At 59.0% G+C, this 14,189-nt stretch carries 14 protein-coding genes; 11 read left to right on the top strand and 3 right to left on the bottom strand.

Annotated elements, in window-relative coordinates:
- The first annotated feature begins 42 nt into the window (after positions 1–42).
- From ACOYXJ_RS02235 to ACOYXJ_RS02210, 6 genes are all read left to right on the top strand, one after another.
- The gene (locus ACOYXJ_RS02235) at positions 43–1,008 is read left to right on the top strand and encodes a glycosyltransferase family 2 protein (RefSeq protein ID WP_150708163.1); all 966 of its coding nucleotides are present in this window, start codon (positions 43–45) and stop codon (positions 1,006–1,008) included.
- 3 nt (positions 1,009–1,011) lie between these two features.
- Complete coding sequence (locus ACOYXJ_RS02230; RefSeq protein WP_102900267.1) at positions 1,012–1,722, top strand: class I SAM-dependent methyltransferase; 711 nt, start codon at positions 1,012–1,014, stop codon at positions 1,720–1,722.
- Positions 1,719–2,105: a GtrA family protein gene (locus ACOYXJ_RS02225; protein WP_460367670.1), complete on the top strand. Its 387-nt coding sequence runs from the start codon at positions 1,719–1,721 to the stop codon at positions 2,103–2,105. The genes ACOYXJ_RS02230 and ACOYXJ_RS02225 overlap by 4 nt, the downstream gene beginning before the upstream one ends.
- Positions 2,102–4,198 carry a DUF6311 domain-containing protein gene (locus ACOYXJ_RS02220; RefSeq protein WP_460367668.1) on the top strand — a complete coding sequence of 699 codons (2,097 nt, stop codon included), beginning with the start codon at positions 2,102–2,104 and terminating at the stop codon, positions 4,196–4,198. Before ACOYXJ_RS02225 ends, ACOYXJ_RS02220 begins: the two co-directional genes overlap by 4 nt.
- Positions 4,199–4,284: 86 nt before the next feature.
- Positions 4,285–5,205, top strand: a complete 921-nt coding sequence (locus ACOYXJ_RS02215) for a LysR substrate-binding domain-containing protein (protein ID WP_077571542.1) — start codon at positions 4,285–4,287, stop codon at positions 5,203–5,205.
- Between the two features lie 165 nt (positions 5,206–5,370).
- A complete protein-coding gene (locus ACOYXJ_RS02210) occupies positions 5,371–5,736 on the top strand; it encodes a 5-carboxymethyl-2-hydroxymuconate Delta-isomerase (protein ID WP_150795545.1) in 366 nt (121 codons plus the stop codon).
- Between the two features lie 3 nt (positions 5,737–5,739).
- Here ACOYXJ_RS02210 and ACOYXJ_RS02205 read toward each other — a convergent pair whose 3' ends face one another.
- Both ACOYXJ_RS02205 and ACOYXJ_RS02200 read right to left on the bottom strand, forming a co-directional pair.
- Positions 5,740–6,675, bottom strand: coding sequence for a LysR family transcriptional regulator (locus ACOYXJ_RS02205; protein WP_007911368.1), 936 nt, complete (start codon positions 6,673–6,675; stop codon positions 5,740–5,742).
- Positions 6,676–6,851: 176 nt separating this feature from the next.
- Positions 6,852–8,045: a cyanate transporter gene (locus ACOYXJ_RS02200; RefSeq protein WP_460367665.1), complete on the bottom strand. Its 1,194-nt coding sequence runs from the start codon at positions 8,043–8,045 to the stop codon at positions 6,852–6,854.
- Between the two features lie 412 nt (positions 8,046–8,457).
- Between ACOYXJ_RS02200 and ACOYXJ_RS02195 the strand changes: the two genes are divergently transcribed.
- The 4 genes from ACOYXJ_RS02195 to ACOYXJ_RS02180 all read left to right on the top strand — a co-directional run bounded on the left by ACOYXJ_RS02195 (position 8,458) and on the right by ACOYXJ_RS02180 (position 12,731).
- Complete coding sequence (locus tag ACOYXJ_RS02195; RefSeq protein ID WP_460367663.1) at positions 8,458–10,107, top strand: phosphoethanolamine transferase; 1,650 nt, start codon at positions 8,458–8,460, stop codon at positions 10,105–10,107.
- 163 nt (positions 10,108–10,270) lie between these two features.
- Complete coding sequence (rnd, locus tag ACOYXJ_RS02190) at positions 10,271–11,404, top strand: ribonuclease D (RefSeq protein WP_102900272.1); 1,134 nt, start codon at positions 10,271–10,273, stop codon at positions 11,402–11,404.
- Positions 11,401–11,694 carry a YcgL domain-containing protein gene (locus tag ACOYXJ_RS02185; RefSeq protein WP_007911350.1) on the top strand — a complete coding sequence of 98 codons (294 nt, stop codon included), beginning with the start codon at positions 11,401–11,403 and terminating at the stop codon, positions 11,692–11,694. Before rnd ends, ACOYXJ_RS02185 begins: the two co-directional genes overlap by 4 nt.
- Positions 11,695–11,798: 104 nt before the next feature.
- Complete coding sequence (locus ACOYXJ_RS02180) at positions 11,799–12,731, top strand: D-2-hydroxyacid dehydrogenase (protein ID WP_460367660.1); 933 nt, start codon at positions 11,799–11,801, stop codon at positions 12,729–12,731.
- Positions 12,732–12,863: 132 nt separating this feature from the next.
- On the opposite strand, the gene ACOYXJ_RS02175 is transcribed toward ACOYXJ_RS02180, so the two are convergent.
- The gene (locus ACOYXJ_RS02175; protein WP_150795549.1) at positions 12,864–13,457 is read right to left on the bottom strand and encodes a nitroreductase family protein; all 594 of its coding nucleotides are present in this window, start codon (positions 13,455–13,457) and stop codon (positions 12,864–12,866) included.
- A 279-nt stretch (positions 13,458–13,736) separates the two neighbouring features.
- Here ACOYXJ_RS02175 and ACOYXJ_RS02170 point away from each other — a divergent pair, with 279 nt between their 5' ends.
- Entirely contained in the window at positions 13,737–14,186 is a 450-nt protein-coding gene (locus tag ACOYXJ_RS02170; RefSeq protein WP_150795550.1) for a YcgN family cysteine cluster protein, read from the top strand.
- Positions 14,187–14,189 lie beyond the last annotated feature (3 nt).

Raw genomic sequence — 14,189 nt, 5'->3', positions numbered from 1 at the left:
ATCGTTCGACGACCGACAAACACTATAAAAAGAGCATTCCTTTTGACTGAGCACGGAACGCAACAGCACAGGCAGGTGACGTTATCGCTGGTGGTCCCCGTTTTTAACGAGGAGGACAGCCTCGACACGTTTTTGCGGCGCATCAATGAAGTCTTCAAGACGCAGACGTTGATCGATCTTGAGTGGGTGTTCGTCAACGACGGCAGCACCGATGCCACGCTCGAACGCCTGCTCGAACATCAGCGACACGATGCACGCCTGCGCATCGTCGACCTGAGCCGCAACTTCGGCAAGGAAGCGGCGTTGTCCGCTGGTTTGCAGACCGCGACCGGGCAGATCGTGGTCCCGATCGATGCTGACCTGCAGGACCCGCCCGAAGTCATTCTGCAGATGATCGAGCGCTGGCGAGAAGGCTTTGAGGTGGTGCTCGGTCATCGCATCAGTCGTCGCAGCGACACCTGGGCCAAGCAGACGTCGGCCCACTGGTTCTATCGCTTGCACAACAAAATTGCCGAACAACCTTTACCTGAAAACGTCGGCGATTTTCGTCTGATGGATCGCTGCGTCGTCGATGCGTTGCTGACGCTGCCCGAATCCCGGCGCTTTATGAAAGGCTTGTTCGCCTGGGTCGGGTTTCGCACCACCCACGTCGATTACGAACGCCCGGAGCGCGTGGCGGGGCAGAGCAAGTTCAACGGCTGGCGCCTGTGGAATTTTGCGTTGGAAGGCATCACCAGCTTCAGCACCGAGCCGCTGCGGATCTGGACGTATGTCGGCGCGCTGGTGTCGCTGGTGTCTTTTGCTTTCGCCATGTTCATTGTGGTGCGCACGCTGATTCACGGTGTCGACATGCCCGGTTATGCCTCGCTGATGGTGGCCGTGACCTTTCTCGGCGGGTTGCAATTGATCGGCATCGGGGTGCTCGGTGAGTACCTGGGCCGCACGTATATCGAATCCAAACGCCGACCGGTTTTTCTGGTGCGTCGCGTCTACGACTCCAAGGACTGATTCATGGATCTCAAGGAAACCGACATCCTCGGCGACAGCATCAACGAGCATTGGTATTACTGCTCGAAAGCCGCGGCCACCCGGCGTTTGCTGGGAGATGCAGCCATCGGCCGAATCCTCGATGTCGGCGCCGGCTCGGGGTTTTTCTCCCACCACTTGCTGACGCATACCGATGCACGCGAAGCGTGGTGCGTGGATATCAGCTATAGCGCCGACTCCAGCGCGACCACCGCCGGCAAACCCGTGCATTACCGTCGCGGGATTGAAACCATCGATGCCGATCTGGTGCTGTTGATGGACGTGCTGGAGCATGTCGATGACGACCTCGGTCTGCTCAAGATGTATGTCGACAAGGTGCCATCGGGCAGCCGCTTTCTGATGACCGTGCCGGCGTTCCAGTTCTTGTGGAGCGGGCACGATGATTTTCTCGAACACAAGCGCCGCTACACCCTGGCGCAGTTCGAAACACTGGCGCGCGCTGCCGGTTTGTCGGTGCAGCGCGGTGCGTATTATTTCGGCGCGGTGTTTCCGATTGCGGCGGCGTTGCGCTTGTTGCCGCAAGGCGCACAAACCCAGCCACCGCGTTCGCAACTCAAGCGTCATCATCCGCTGGTGAACACGTTGCTCAAGACACTTTGCAGCCTTGAATTGCCGTTGATGGGTATGAACCGTCTGGCAGGTTTGAGCGTTTTTGTGCTGGCGCAAAAGCCGTGACCTCAGCTGAAAAGTCAGCGTTGATCCAGCGGGGTTTGCGTTTTGCCGTGACCGGTGTGTTTGTCACCGCGTTGCATGCGTTGGTCGCGGTGTTGTTCATCCACTTCATCAGTGCGCCGCCGCCTCTCGCCAACGGTGGGGCCTTCGCCGTGGCGACAGTGGTGTCATATGTGATCAATACCACCTGGAGCTTCTCGGCCCGATTGCATGGGCGGACCCTGGTGCGGTTTCTGCTGGTTTCGGTCGGTGGTTTTTTTCTGGCGATGTTCGTCGCCTGGACTGCGCAAATGGCCGGCCTCCACTATTTGCTGGGCATCGGCGCGGTGGCGCTGACGATCCCGGCATTCACCTTCGTACTGCACAACTTCTGGACGTACCGATGAGGGCATTGAACAAGCATCCGGCCCTCGCGCTGCTGCCATTGTTGCTCGGTGTGCTGGCGTTTTTTCTGGTGATCGGCCCGCGCGCCCTGGATCCGCAGAACATCGCTTGGCTGAAGGACGGTGACCCGGCGACGCACTACTTGGGCTGGGTGTATTTCCGGCACTCGCCCTGGACGTTTCCGCTCGGGCTCAACCCGTCTTATGGACTGGAGTTGGGCAGTGCGATCATTTTTTCTGACTCCAATCCACTGCTGGCACTGTTGTTCAAACCGTTCAATGGCTGGTTACCGGAAACGTTCCAGTATTTCGGCTTTTGGTTGCTGGCCTGTTTTGTCCTGCAAGCGTGGTTTGCCTGGAAGCTGCTCGGACTCATCAGCGACAACCCCGTGCTGCGCCTGTTGGGCACCGGTTTGCTGGTGTTTTCGCCGCCGATGTTTGTGCGTACCGGTGGGCATCTTTCTCTGGCCGGCCACTTTCTGATCCTGGCTGCTTTGTATCTGGCCCTGCATCCGGCGCTGACGCGACGGCGACTGGCATGGGGTGCCTTGCTTGCAGCCACCGCGCTGGTGCATGCCTACCTGTTGGTCATGGTGGCTTTGATCTGGATAGCCGATCTGTTTGGCAAAGTCATGCTCGGCACTCTGACTCGTCGGCAGGGGCTGATAGAGTTCGGCAGTCTGTTTGCCCTGGTCAGCGTATGTTGCTGGCAGGCGGGTTATTTCAGCATCGTCGACGGCGCCGGTGGTGGCGGTTTCGGTTGGTATCGGATGAATCTGATATCCCTGTTCGACGCTGAGGGGTGGTCATACGTACTGCCAAGCTTCGCGACGGGCGGCGGCGACTACGAGGGCTTCAACTATTTGGGCCTTGGGGTGCTGCTGCTGGTACCCGCCGCGGGTTTTGCCATGCTGCGCAGCAATATTCGCGTCAAGGCGTTGCTGAGCCGTTGGCCATGGCTAATGTTGGCGATGCTCGGGCTGACGGTATTTGCCTTGTCCAATCAAATTGGCGTGGGCGCTCACACGTTCAGTTATCCGCTGCCGAAAACCGTTGAGGGGCTGGCGAGTATCTTCCGTGCCTCGGGCCGGATGTTCTGGCCGGTGTTCTATGCCATCGTTTTACTGGTTACGTTTCTGGTGGTGCGTGGCTATCGACCGGCGTTCGCCATGGGGCTGCTGGCGCTGGCGCTGACGACACAGATCGTCGACACGCGAATTGCCTGGGCGGGGTTGAGAGCGACAAAAATGGTCCCGCAAACTTCGGCCTGGGCCAGCCCGATGCACGATCCGTTCTGGAACAGTGCGGCCGCTCACTACAAGAATATCCGTGCGTTGACCCCTAAAAACCAGTCGGATCAGTGGCAGGTCCTTGCCGATTTTGCCGCGGCTCATGGTTTGAAGACCGATGCAGTTTATATGGGGCGCATGAGCCCCAAGGCGCTCGAAGAGGCTCAGCGTGACGCGCAACGCCGGCTGAGTGCCGGCCAATACGAAGCCGATTCGCTGTACATCCTCGACGATGATTCGCTGGACCTGGCCATCCAGAATGTTCATAGCGATACCGATCTGCTGACCCGGGTCGATGACTTTGTCGTACTGGCCCCAGGCTGGAAGCGCTGTGATCAATGTGTGGCGATGGTCGATGAGGGGCGCTCGATGTCAGCTGTTCCGTTGAGCCAGCCCGGGCTGGTGCAAACGTTCAATCGCAAGAGCCGGCAGTTGGTCAAAGGCTGGGCCGCTCCGGAAACGTGGGGCACCTGGAGTGAAGGGCAAGACGCCGAAATCGCGCTGCGTGTGGCGCCAGATACCCGCTCGATTGTCATCGACGTGCTGGCTTTCGTCATGCCGCCCAAACTGACTCAACGGGTCATCGTCAGTGTCAATGGCGTTGAACTCTTGTCGACTCGCCTGACGCAGGTTCAGGGCAATCTGCTGGAAATTCCGCTCAACCCGGCTGTCCGCGAAACGCTGGTCGATGGCCGGGTCGTGACGATCCAGGTGCATTTGCCCGATGCCACCAGTCCACGCAATCTGGGGTTGAACGATGATGCTCGGGTGATGGGGCTGGGGCTGAAATCGCTGACCGTTCGCTGAGGCTCGGCCGGCCGTGCAAAGGTTGATGGACGCCGGGCCCAAGGCCTTTCTACACTGCCCGTATTCCGGGGAGCAGGGGGCAATGGATGAACCGCAATGAACTACGCAAAGCCGACATCAACCTGATGGTGGTGTTCGAAACCTTGATGCTAGAACGCAATGTGACCCGGGCGGCCGAGAAGCTGTTTCTCGGCCAGCCGACCATCAGCTCGGCGCTCAACCGCTTGCGGACGATGCTCAACGATCCGCTGTTCATCCGCGTCGGCCATCGCATGGAACCTACGGCCCGTGCCGAAGATATCTTTCGCCATCTCAAGCCGGCGCTGGATTCGCTATCAGTGGCGCTGAGCCTGACCCGCGATTTCGATCCAGCGGTCAGTACCATGACTTTCCGTATCGGCCTGTCCGATGACGTCGAGTTCGGCCTGTTGCCGCCGCTATTGCGTGCACTGCGTCAGGAGGCACCGAACGTGGTGTTCGTGGTGCAACACGTCGATTACTGGCGGATTCCCGATCTGCTCGCCGCTGGCGACATTACTGTCGGCATCAGCCAGACCCGAGGTCTGCCGGCCAATGCCAAGCGCAAACTGCTGCGGCATATTCAGCCGAGCATCCTGCGTGCCGACGCCAGCGATACGCCGCTGACGCTGGATGAATATTGCGCACGTCCGCATGTGCTGGTTTCGCACACGGCCAACGTCAGTGGTTTCGCCGATGAGTGGCTGGCCGAGCTCGGTCGTACTCGCCAGGTGGTGCTGTCAGTGCCGCAATACAGCGCGTTGCCGGCGCTGTTGGCGGGTACGGACCTGATCGCCAGTCTGCCGGATTACACTGCGGCGGCCATGGCCACTTCCGGATTACTGTTCAAGGAACCGTTTCCGTTCAAGACGCCAACGCTGGATTTGTCGATGGTCTGGCTCAGTCATGTGGACAGCGATCCGGCTGAGCGCTGGTTGCGTTCGCGGCTGGAGCAATTCATGAGTGAACGGCCATTGACCGCAGCCTGAGCCACAACACCGTGTAGGAGCTGCGGCACGCTGCGATCTTTTGATCTTCAAATCTCACGATCAAAAGATCGCAGCCTCGTTTCACTCGACAGCTCCTACAGGGATTGGTGATGAGCCGCATGTGCTATATGTACGACCTTTCTGCCAACTTACCGGGGATCTGCAATGCCACACCTGCACATGGAATACACCGCCAACCTGCCGCAGTTGAACGCCGACGTCGCGTTGATCCGCCTCAACAACACGTTGGTGGGCTCCGGTCAGTTCGCGGCGGAGTTCGATATCAAAAGTCGTGCGGTCAAAGTCGAGACCTTCAAGATCGGCACCGCCATGGCCGAACGCGCCTTCGTCTATGTGAAGCTGGCGCTGCTCAGCGGGCGTTCGCCGCAGGTCAAGAAGCAGTTGTCAGAAAGCCTGTTGGCAGTCTTGCAGGAGCTGTGCGAATGGCCGGCCGGCGTCGAAGTGCAGCTGTGCGTTGAGCTGGTCGACATGGATCGCGAGTCCTACAGCAAAACCGCGATTGGTGTGTAGGACTCAGGCCGCTTCAAGTTCGCTGCACACCTTGACCACCTGCTCGCGCAACCACAGGTTGGCGCTGTCCTGATCCACGCTCTGGCTCCACTGCATGTCGAGGGTGAAGCCTGGCAAGCCGTTTGGCGCCTCACAGTGATTGAACACCGCCTCGTTGGTCAGCAAGCGCTGGATACGGCGGGGCAGGGTGAGGATGAAGTCGGTCCCGGTGATCATTTTCAATGCTGCGCTGTAGCTGTTCGAGCGCGCGACGATCTGGCGCTTCTGCGCCTGCCGCGCCAGCCAGCCATCGACCATGTTGGTGGTCGACGTCCACGGCGTCGGGAAGACGTGTCGACGTTCGGTAAAGGCCTGCAGACTCAGGCGCGGCTCCAGTGGCGTGGCGCGTTTGTCGAAGACGCAGACCAGATCATCCTCCAGCAACATCCGTGATTTCAGGTCGGTGTGATGGCGGTGGAAGTTGGGGCCGAAGCTGATCACCAGATCGAGGCTGCCGTCGCGCAACTCATCCGCCGGGACGTCGGTCTCGAACTTGTGCATGTTGACCATCACCGGCAAATCATCGAAATCGAAACGCTTGAGCAGGCGCGGCAGGATCAGTTGCTCGAAGTATTCCGGGGCGCAGATGTTGAAGGTGACGGCTTGCCGGGTCGGGTCGAACGTGGGGGCGCCGGCGTGGCACAGGTTGATGCTTTCGAGGATCTTCTGCACATGGCCGTACATGGTGCTGGCCTTGTAGGTCGGACGCATGCCGGTGCGGGTATTGATAAACAGTTCGTCTTCGAAACTGGTGCGCAGTTTTTTCAAACAGTAACTGACGGTGGACTGGCTGACGAACAGGGTTTCTGACACGTCGGTAACGCTGCTTTGCTCATAAACAGCGATAAACACCATGAGATCCTGCATGTCGAGCTTTCGTAGCAAGTTACTGTTCAGCATCCGTTCCGTCTCGCTGTGCTCCTTGCGCTGAATCCGCGCAAACGTGTGCGAATGATCCTAACGGAACGATGGTGCCAGGACAAAGCCCTGTAGGACGTTTCACGGTCAGTTGTGGGACAGAAAGTTTTAGTAACACGACGTCGCCGACAAAACCGCTGTAAGGTGGCCAGAAGCCTTTATCTCGACGAGGGAAAGTGTCGGGCGTAATGCCTGGGATCGAAGCGCCACACCATCAACAGCATCACCCCCATCACAGCGGTCAGCGACCACCAGGCCCATTCGAAGCTGCCGAGTCGGTCGCGGATCACTCCAGCCATTAGCGGCGAGAGGCCAGCGATCAGGTAGCCGATGCCCTGCACGAAGGCGGTCAGGCCACCGGCGCGTTGCGGGTTGTCGAGATGATCGAGCGAGACGATCAGGCTCATCGGAAACAAACCGCCAATGCCCAGCCCCAGCAGGCACGGCCACAGCAGGCTGAGCTGTTGTGGACTGAGGATCAGGCCGCAAAACCCGGCGATGATCAGCATCAGTAACGCCATCAGAATCACGCGGCGATCCCGGCTGCGATTGGCGATAGCGGGAACCACCAGGCCGGAAATCACCTCCATGGCCGTCAGAAAACCTAACAGCAGTCCGGCGTTTTGTTCGCTCCAGCCTTTTTCCACGTAGTACGGGGCGAGCCAGGCCAGCACACAGGTGTAGGACGCTGTCCCCAAACCGAAGAAGATTGCCAGTAACCACGCGCGGGAATTGGCGAAGAACGAGTCTTTTCTGGCTACCGCCATTTCCGTGGAGGGTTGCTGGCGGCGTTGGAACCACCAGAACACAATCGCGAGTAAAGTCAGAATCGCCCAGAAGGCCAGACCGCTGCGCCAGCTTCCGGTTTGCACCATCACCAGTGGCGCCAGCGAGGCGGCAAGCGCGGCGCCACCCATGATCGACGTGACGTACAAGCCCATGCACAGCGCGACGTTGTCAGCGAAGCGCGATTTGATCAGCGCCGGCATCAACGCCTGAATCAGTGCAATGCCGATGCCGGCCAGCACGGCGCTGGCGATCAGTTCGGCTGCCGATTCGATAAACAGCCGCGACAGCGTCGCCAGGCCAATGATCAGCAACGACAGCAACACCGTCCGTTGCTCACCCAGCCGTTGACTGATGCCAATGCCGAAAAACATCGCCAGCCCCATGGCCATCACCGGCAGCATGGTCAGCAAAGAAGCGACACTGAAGCTCAGCGGGATGTCGCCGCGAATGGCTGACAGTAGGGGGCCGACCGCCGCCATCGACGGACGCAAATTGAGCCCGACGAGAATGATGGCGAACATCAACCAGACAGCGGGGCGGGCGGTGGCGCGGGGGGTTTCCATCATCAGACCTTTGAGCGGGGCCAACGATTAGGCGCGGAACCGCTTGTGCCGGGCAAACCAGAAAATCCACGGCAGTATTTAAAAATTCGATAACCCCATTACCCCGGTGGGAGCGAGCCTGCTCGCGAAGGCGGTTTATCGGTCATCGAAATATTGCTTGTGCCGGCCTTTTCGCGAGCAGGCTCGCTCCCACAATAGACAGCAGTGTTATTTTTCTGAATAAAACCTGAACCATTCTCAAATACTTCACAAGTTTCAGCGTAAAGGTAAAAGCCAACTAATCATTGGCGTCTTTTTCACAAAAAATTGATGGTTGCCTGCTTAAAGTTTGTCATGCCTTAGTTAATGAAATTTTCACAATTGAATTTTCCATCATTGACCGAGGCTCGTCTTTTCAGGAATGACCCCTTCTATGTTTAAGTTAAAAGCCGTGCGCCCGGAATGGCTGACGTTGATTGCCAGTGCCTTTCTTTTACTGGGCTGCAATGTTGTGCTCTGGCAGCACCTGTTCGAGATCACCGCTGCCGATGGCAATGGCCTCGCCATGCGCTTGGCGTTCGGGGTGATGATCCTCGCCGCGTTCAACATCGTGCTGACGGTTCTGGCTTTTCGTCCAGTGCTCAAACCGCTCTTGACGCTGATATTTCTGATCAGCGCCGGTGTGGCTTATTTCATGAGCCAATATGGCGTCATGATCGATGCCGGCATGTTTCGTAACTTTGCCGAAACCAATGCCACGGAAGTGCGTGACCTGCTCTCGTTGAAGTTGTTTGCTTATATTCTGTTGCTCGGTGTTTTACCGTCCTTGTTACTGTGGAAAGTGCCAGTCAACTATCGTCGCTGGCACCGCGAGTTGATCAGCAAAGTTATTGTCAGTGTCGTTTCGGTCGCGGTGATTGGCGCGGTGGCGTTGGTCAACTATCAGGGCCTGTCCTCGCTGTTTCGCAATCACCACGAAATTCGTTTGATGCTGGTGCCCAGCAACTACATCGGCGCTTCGGCCGGTTACCTGCGTGAGCAAGTGGTCTCGGCACAGCAACCGTTCATCAAGATCGGCGAAGACGCCCGGCGCAATCCCGAAGTGCAGCTTCAGCCGCGTAGATCCCTGACCGTGCTGGTCGTGGGCGAAAGCGCCCGAGCGGAGAACTTCGGCATCCTCGGTTATGACCGCGACACCACCCCGCAACTGGACAAGGAAGCCGGGTTGATCGCCTTTACCGATGTGCACTCCTGCGGTACGGAAACGGCTGTTTCGGTGCCGTGCATGTTCTCCAATATGGGCCGCAAGGATTACGACGCGAGCAAGGCGAAAAATGAAGAGGGCCTGCTCGACGTGCTCAAGCGTGCCGGCATCGATGTGATCTGGCGCGACAATCAGTCGGGCTGCAAAGGCACTTGCGATCGGGTCACGCTGCAAGATGTGAGCAACCTGAAAGATCCGGCACTGTGCGCCAACAGCGAGTGCCGTGATGAAATCCTCCTGCAAGGTCTGCAAAGTTTTATCGACCATCTGGACAAGGACACCGTGCTGGTTTTGCACCAGATGGGCAGCCATGGCCCGGAATACTTCAAGCGTTATCCGAAGGAATACGAGCACTTCACGCCTGTTTGTGAAAGTAACGCGCTGAACAATTGCAGCCGTGAAAGTATCGTCAACGGTTACGACAACACGCTGGTGTACACCGACCATGTGCTATCGAGCCTGATCGATGTATTGCGCAGCAATCAGGACAAAGTCGATACGGCCATGTTGTATCTGTCGGACCACGGCGAGTCGCTGGGCGAATACAACTTGTTCCTGCACGGTACGCCTTACATGCTGGCGCCTGAGCAACAAAAGCATGTAGCGATGCTGGCGTGGTTCAGCGACAGCTATCAAAAGGCCTATTCGGTCGATACCCATTGCCTGCAAATGAGCCGCGACAAACCGCTGAGCCAGGACAACCTGTTCCACTCGATGCTTGGCCTGCTCGAGGTCAAGAGCAAGGTCTATCAGCCGGGTCTGGACATGTTTGCCGGTTGCCGTGGTGCGGTGATCGACGGCGTACTCGCCAAGGACTGAGTCCAATCGGCTCCGTCGTTCTGATACGACGGGGCTTTCTGCTTCTTCTGTCAGACTATTCTTGCTCTCTGGCAGGACATTTCGTTACAGCTCTTGCCCTTCGCAGGCGCGTAAATCGCCGGTGGCGATATATACTGCGCGCCATTCTTCAAGGGAGAGCCGTGTGGCCATCGATATTCACTGGATTCGCGACAACGAAAGCCTCGCGCAGTTTTGCGCCGAGTGGCAGCAGCTGCCGTTCGTTGCCCTCGACACCGAATTCATGCGGGTCGACACCTTCTACCCGATTGCCGGCCTGTTGCAGGTCGGCGACGGCAAACGCGCCTACCTGATCGACCCGTTGACCATCAACGCCTGGCAACCGCTGGCCGCCTTGCTGGAAAACCCGGCGGTGCTCAAAGTCCTGCACGCCTGCAGCGAAGACCTCGAAGTGCTGTTGCGTCTGACCGGCAGCCTGCCGGCGCCGATGTTCGACACGCAACTGGCTGCCGCTTACCTGAACCTCGGTTTCTCGATGGGCTATTCGCGGCTGGTGCAGGAAGTGCTTGGCATCGAACTGCCGAAGGGCGAGACCCGTTCCGACTGGTTGCAGCGCCCGTTGTCCGAGACGCAAATCAGCTACGCCGCCGAAGATGCCGTGCATCTGGCGGAGGTTTTCGTACAGCTGCGGCCGAAACTGTCTGACGACAAATTTGCCTGGGTATTGGAGGACGGTGCCGAACTGGTCGCCAACCTGCGCCGCGAAACCGATCCTTACGAGGTCTATCGCGAGGCCAAACTGGCGTGGAAACTGTCCCGTGCGCAGCTGGCCGTTCTGCGTGAGTTGTGCGCCTGGCGTGAAAAAGAGGCCCGCGCCCGCGATCTGCCGCGCAACCGCATCGTCCGTGAGCATTCGCTGTGGCCGCTGGCCCGCACGCAACCGGACAACCTTGCAGCGCTGGGCAAGATCGAAGACATGCACCCGCGTACCGTGCGTCAGGACGGCCAATTTCTGCTTGATCTGATCAAGCGCTCTGGCAGTGTGGGGCCTGATCAATGGCCGCCAGCGGTGCCGGAGCCATTGCCGATCGAAGCCGCTGCGTTGATCAAACAACTGCGCGCATTGGGTCAGGCTGAGGCCGAGCGTCTGGGTATCGCCCCGGAACTGATGCTGCGCAAGAAAACCCTCGAAGCCCTGGTCAAAAGCGGTTATCCCGAGGGTCCTTACCAATTGCCTGAGTCGTTGCGTGGCTGGCGCCGCGAACTCATGGGCCAGAAGCTGCTCGACAGCCTGGCCACCGCCGGAGAACAGCCTTGAAACGTATTTGTTCCATCTACCAAAGCTCCAAGCGCAGCGGCATGTACCTTTATGTGCTCAAAAGTGATGCGCTGGAGCGTGTGCCGGAAGCGCTGATGCTGGCGTTCGGCAAGCCGAAGCATTCCTTCGATCTGGTGCTGTCGCCCGAGCGCAAACTGGCCAGCGAGGACATCGTCGTGGTTCTGGAAAACCTCGACAAGCAGGGCTACCACCTGCAAATGCCACCGGCCGAGGACGAGTACATCGAGCACTTGCCCGAAGAGTTGCTGCGACGCAACGACCCGGTCTGATCTGCGCGGCTCTGTTCTGAGTCTCGGTTTACCCTGGAACTGTTTTTACCGCGATGGCCGTCCGAATCCGGCGGCCATCTGCACGGTTTGCGAAAGGTTTGAAGATGCGCGTTCTGATTGCCGAACACGACCACGCGATATACGCCCGGCTGCTGCGTCAGGCAGCGCCCGAGGTTGAAGTACTGACCAGCGGCGACTCCGCCGAGCTGGCCCGTCAGGCCGCCGATTGCCCGGTGTGGCTCGGCCAGCCGGATCTGCTTGCGACCCTGCTGCGCCAGGGCCACCAGCCACAATGGCTGCAATCGACCTGGGCCGGCATCACGCCGCTGCTCGCGGACGGTTTGCGCCGTGACTACCGCTTGACCCGTGCAGTGGGGATTTTCGGGCAGGTGATGGCTGAATACGTGCTGACCTACATCCTCGGCCATGAGCGCGAAGTGCTCGCACGACTGGTCAGCCAGGTCGAACGCAAGTGGGACAACCGCAGCGGCCAGAGCCTGGCCGGGCGCAAGGTGTTGATCGTTGGCACCGGTGATATTGGCCAGAGCGTGGCGCAGTTCCTGCTGCCATTTGGCATTGAGTTGTACGGCATCGCCAGCAGCGCCCGCGAGCAGGCGCCGTTTGTCGAAGTCGGTTCGATGGCCGATCTGCCACGGCTGGTGGGCGAAGTGGATTACGTGGTCAATCTGTTGCCGAACACCGAGCACACCCACGATATCTACGATGCGGCGCTGTTCAAGCAATTCAAACCGACCGGGTTGTTTATCAACGCCGGACGGGGTGTCGCGGTGGTTGATGCCGATCTGGTGGACGCGTTGAAGGAAGGCCATCTGGCGGGGGCGGTGATCGACGTTTGCCGTCAGGAACCACTGCCGCAACGCCATCCATTCTGGACCGCGTGGGGTTTGCTGCTGACCGGGCACAGCTCGGCACCGACGTCACCGGCGTTGATGGTGCAGTTGTTTGTCGAGAACCTGAAGGCGTATCAGGCGGGTGAGGGGTTGCGCGGGGAAGTGGATTTCAATCGCGGATATTGATCTCCTTGCTTCAGATCGTTCCCACGCTCCGCGTGGGAATGCAGCCGGGGACGCTCTGCGTCCCATTGGAACGCGGAGCGTCCCTTGAGTCATTCCCACGCGGAGCGTGGGAACGATCATTTGCGGTGTGGCTTAGAGGCTGAAGTCGCCTTCTGCCGCCAGTTCGTTCAGCGGGCGGCGCGGGCTCGGCTCTTCACGGGCCTGCAGGTATTCAGCCAGCGTTGCCTTGTCACCGAGTTTGCCCACGGCCACCGCCGCGTGCAGCGCATAACCTTCAGGAATATTCAGCTCCTTGCGCGTCAGCTCCTGATCGAACCCGGCCATGCCATGGGTGTGCCAGCCGCTGATGCTTGCTTGCAACGCCAAATGGCCCCACGCCGAGCCGGTGTCGAAGGTATGCCACAGCGCCGGGGTTTCTTCAGTGGCGCCTGGTGCAGTGAAGGTGGTTTTCGAAATCACGATGACCAGCGCCGACGCATGCTGCGCCCAGCTACGGTTGAATTCATTGAGCAGACCCAGATAACGCTCCCAGTTCGGCGTATCGCGACGCGCATAAAGGAAACGCCAAGGCTGCGAGTTGTAAGCCGAGGGTGCCCAGCGTGCCGCTTCGAAGAAGCTCAGCAGGGTTTCTTCCGGGATCGCTTCGCCGGTGAAGGCACGCGGCGACCAGCGTTCGGTGAATTGCGGGTGAATGGCGTAATCGGCAACGCGAGGGTTGGCACTCATGGAGAGATTCCTTGCTACGGTTGAGTCAGGGATTTGAATGAAAACCCGGCGGGATCAGTTGCGCTGAACGATGGGGTTTTCCGAGCCTGAGGGTTCACCACAATGCAACGCGGTCGAGCGTTAATGGCTTGCGGGCAAGGCTCCTTGCGACTGGCAAAGCTACGCGCCGCCACAAAAACTGACAAGTCCCGCACAACCGGCAGTCGCCAACGCTTGGCCCGCAAGGCCTTGAGCACTAGACTGGCGGCCTTTTCACCACCTGATGTTGATGCTTGAGCCATGGCCGCCGAAGTCGAACCGTTCTGGAAACGCAAAACCCTCGATCAGCTGAATCACCAGGAATGGGAATCGCTGTGCGACGGCTGTGGTCTGTGCTGCCTGCAAAAGCTCGAGGATGAAGAAGACAACAGCGTTTATTACACGCGCATCGCCTGCAAACTGCTGGACCTGAAAACCTGCCAGTGCAGTGATTACCCGAACCGCATCCAGTTTGTCCCGGACTGTATCCAGCTCACCCCGGGCCAGGCCGAAGAGTTCAAATGGCTGCCGCCGACCTGCGGTTATCGACTGGTCAGCGAAGGCAAGGATCTGCCGTTGTGGCACCACCTGGTTTGCGGCGATCGCGACGCGGTGCACCACGAGCGCATTTCCCAGTCCGGGCGCATGCTTGCCGAAGGCAGCGTGCCGGAAGATGACTGGGAAGATCACCTGATTTTCCGCGCGGGCTGAATA

It is taken from the genome of Pseudomonas sp. Tul2A7 (genome assembly GCF_054790505.1).
The sequence above is the reverse complement of the archived record's forward strand: the minus strand, read 5'-3'. Positions and strand labels throughout refer to the sequence as shown.

Bases quoted from the DNA above. Each gene is read 5' to 3' on its own strand.
- ACOYXJ_RS02180 (WP_460367660.1), top strand. From the start codon at position 11,799: ATGCGCGTTCTGATTGCCGAACACGACCACGCGATATACGCCCGGCTG.
- ACOYXJ_RS02210 (WP_150795545.1), top strand. From the start codon at position 5,371: ATGCCACACCTGCACATGGAATACACCGCCAACCTGCCGCAGTTGAAC.
- ACOYXJ_RS02195 (WP_460367663.1), top strand. From the start codon at position 8,458: ATGTTTAAGTTAAAAGCCGTGCGCCCGGAATGGCTGACGTTGATTGCC.
- ACOYXJ_RS02200 (WP_460367665.1), bottom strand. From the start codon at position 8,045: ATGGAAACCCCCCGCGCCACCGCCCGCCCCGCTGTCTGGTTGATGTTC.
- ACOYXJ_RS02220 (WP_460367668.1), top strand. From the start codon at position 2,102: ATGAGGGCATTGAACAAGCATCCGGCCCTCGCGCTGCTGCCATTGTTG.
- ACOYXJ_RS02215 (WP_077571542.1), top strand. From the start codon at position 4,285: ATGAACCGCAATGAACTACGCAAAGCCGACATCAACCTGATGGTGGTG.
- ACOYXJ_RS02175 (WP_150795549.1), bottom strand. From the start codon at position 13,457: ATGAGTGCCAACCCTCGCGTTGCCGATTACGCCATTCACCCGCAATTC.
- ACOYXJ_RS02230 (WP_102900267.1), top strand. From the start codon at position 1,012: ATGGATCTCAAGGAAACCGACATCCTCGGCGACAGCATCAACGAGCAT.
- ACOYXJ_RS02170 (WP_150795550.1), top strand. From the start codon at position 13,737: ATGGCCGCCGAAGTCGAACCGTTCTGGAAACGCAAAACCCTCGATCAG.
- ACOYXJ_RS02205 (WP_007911368.1), bottom strand. From the start codon at position 6,675: ATGCTGAACAGTAACTTGCTACGAAAGCTCGACATGCAGGATCTCATG.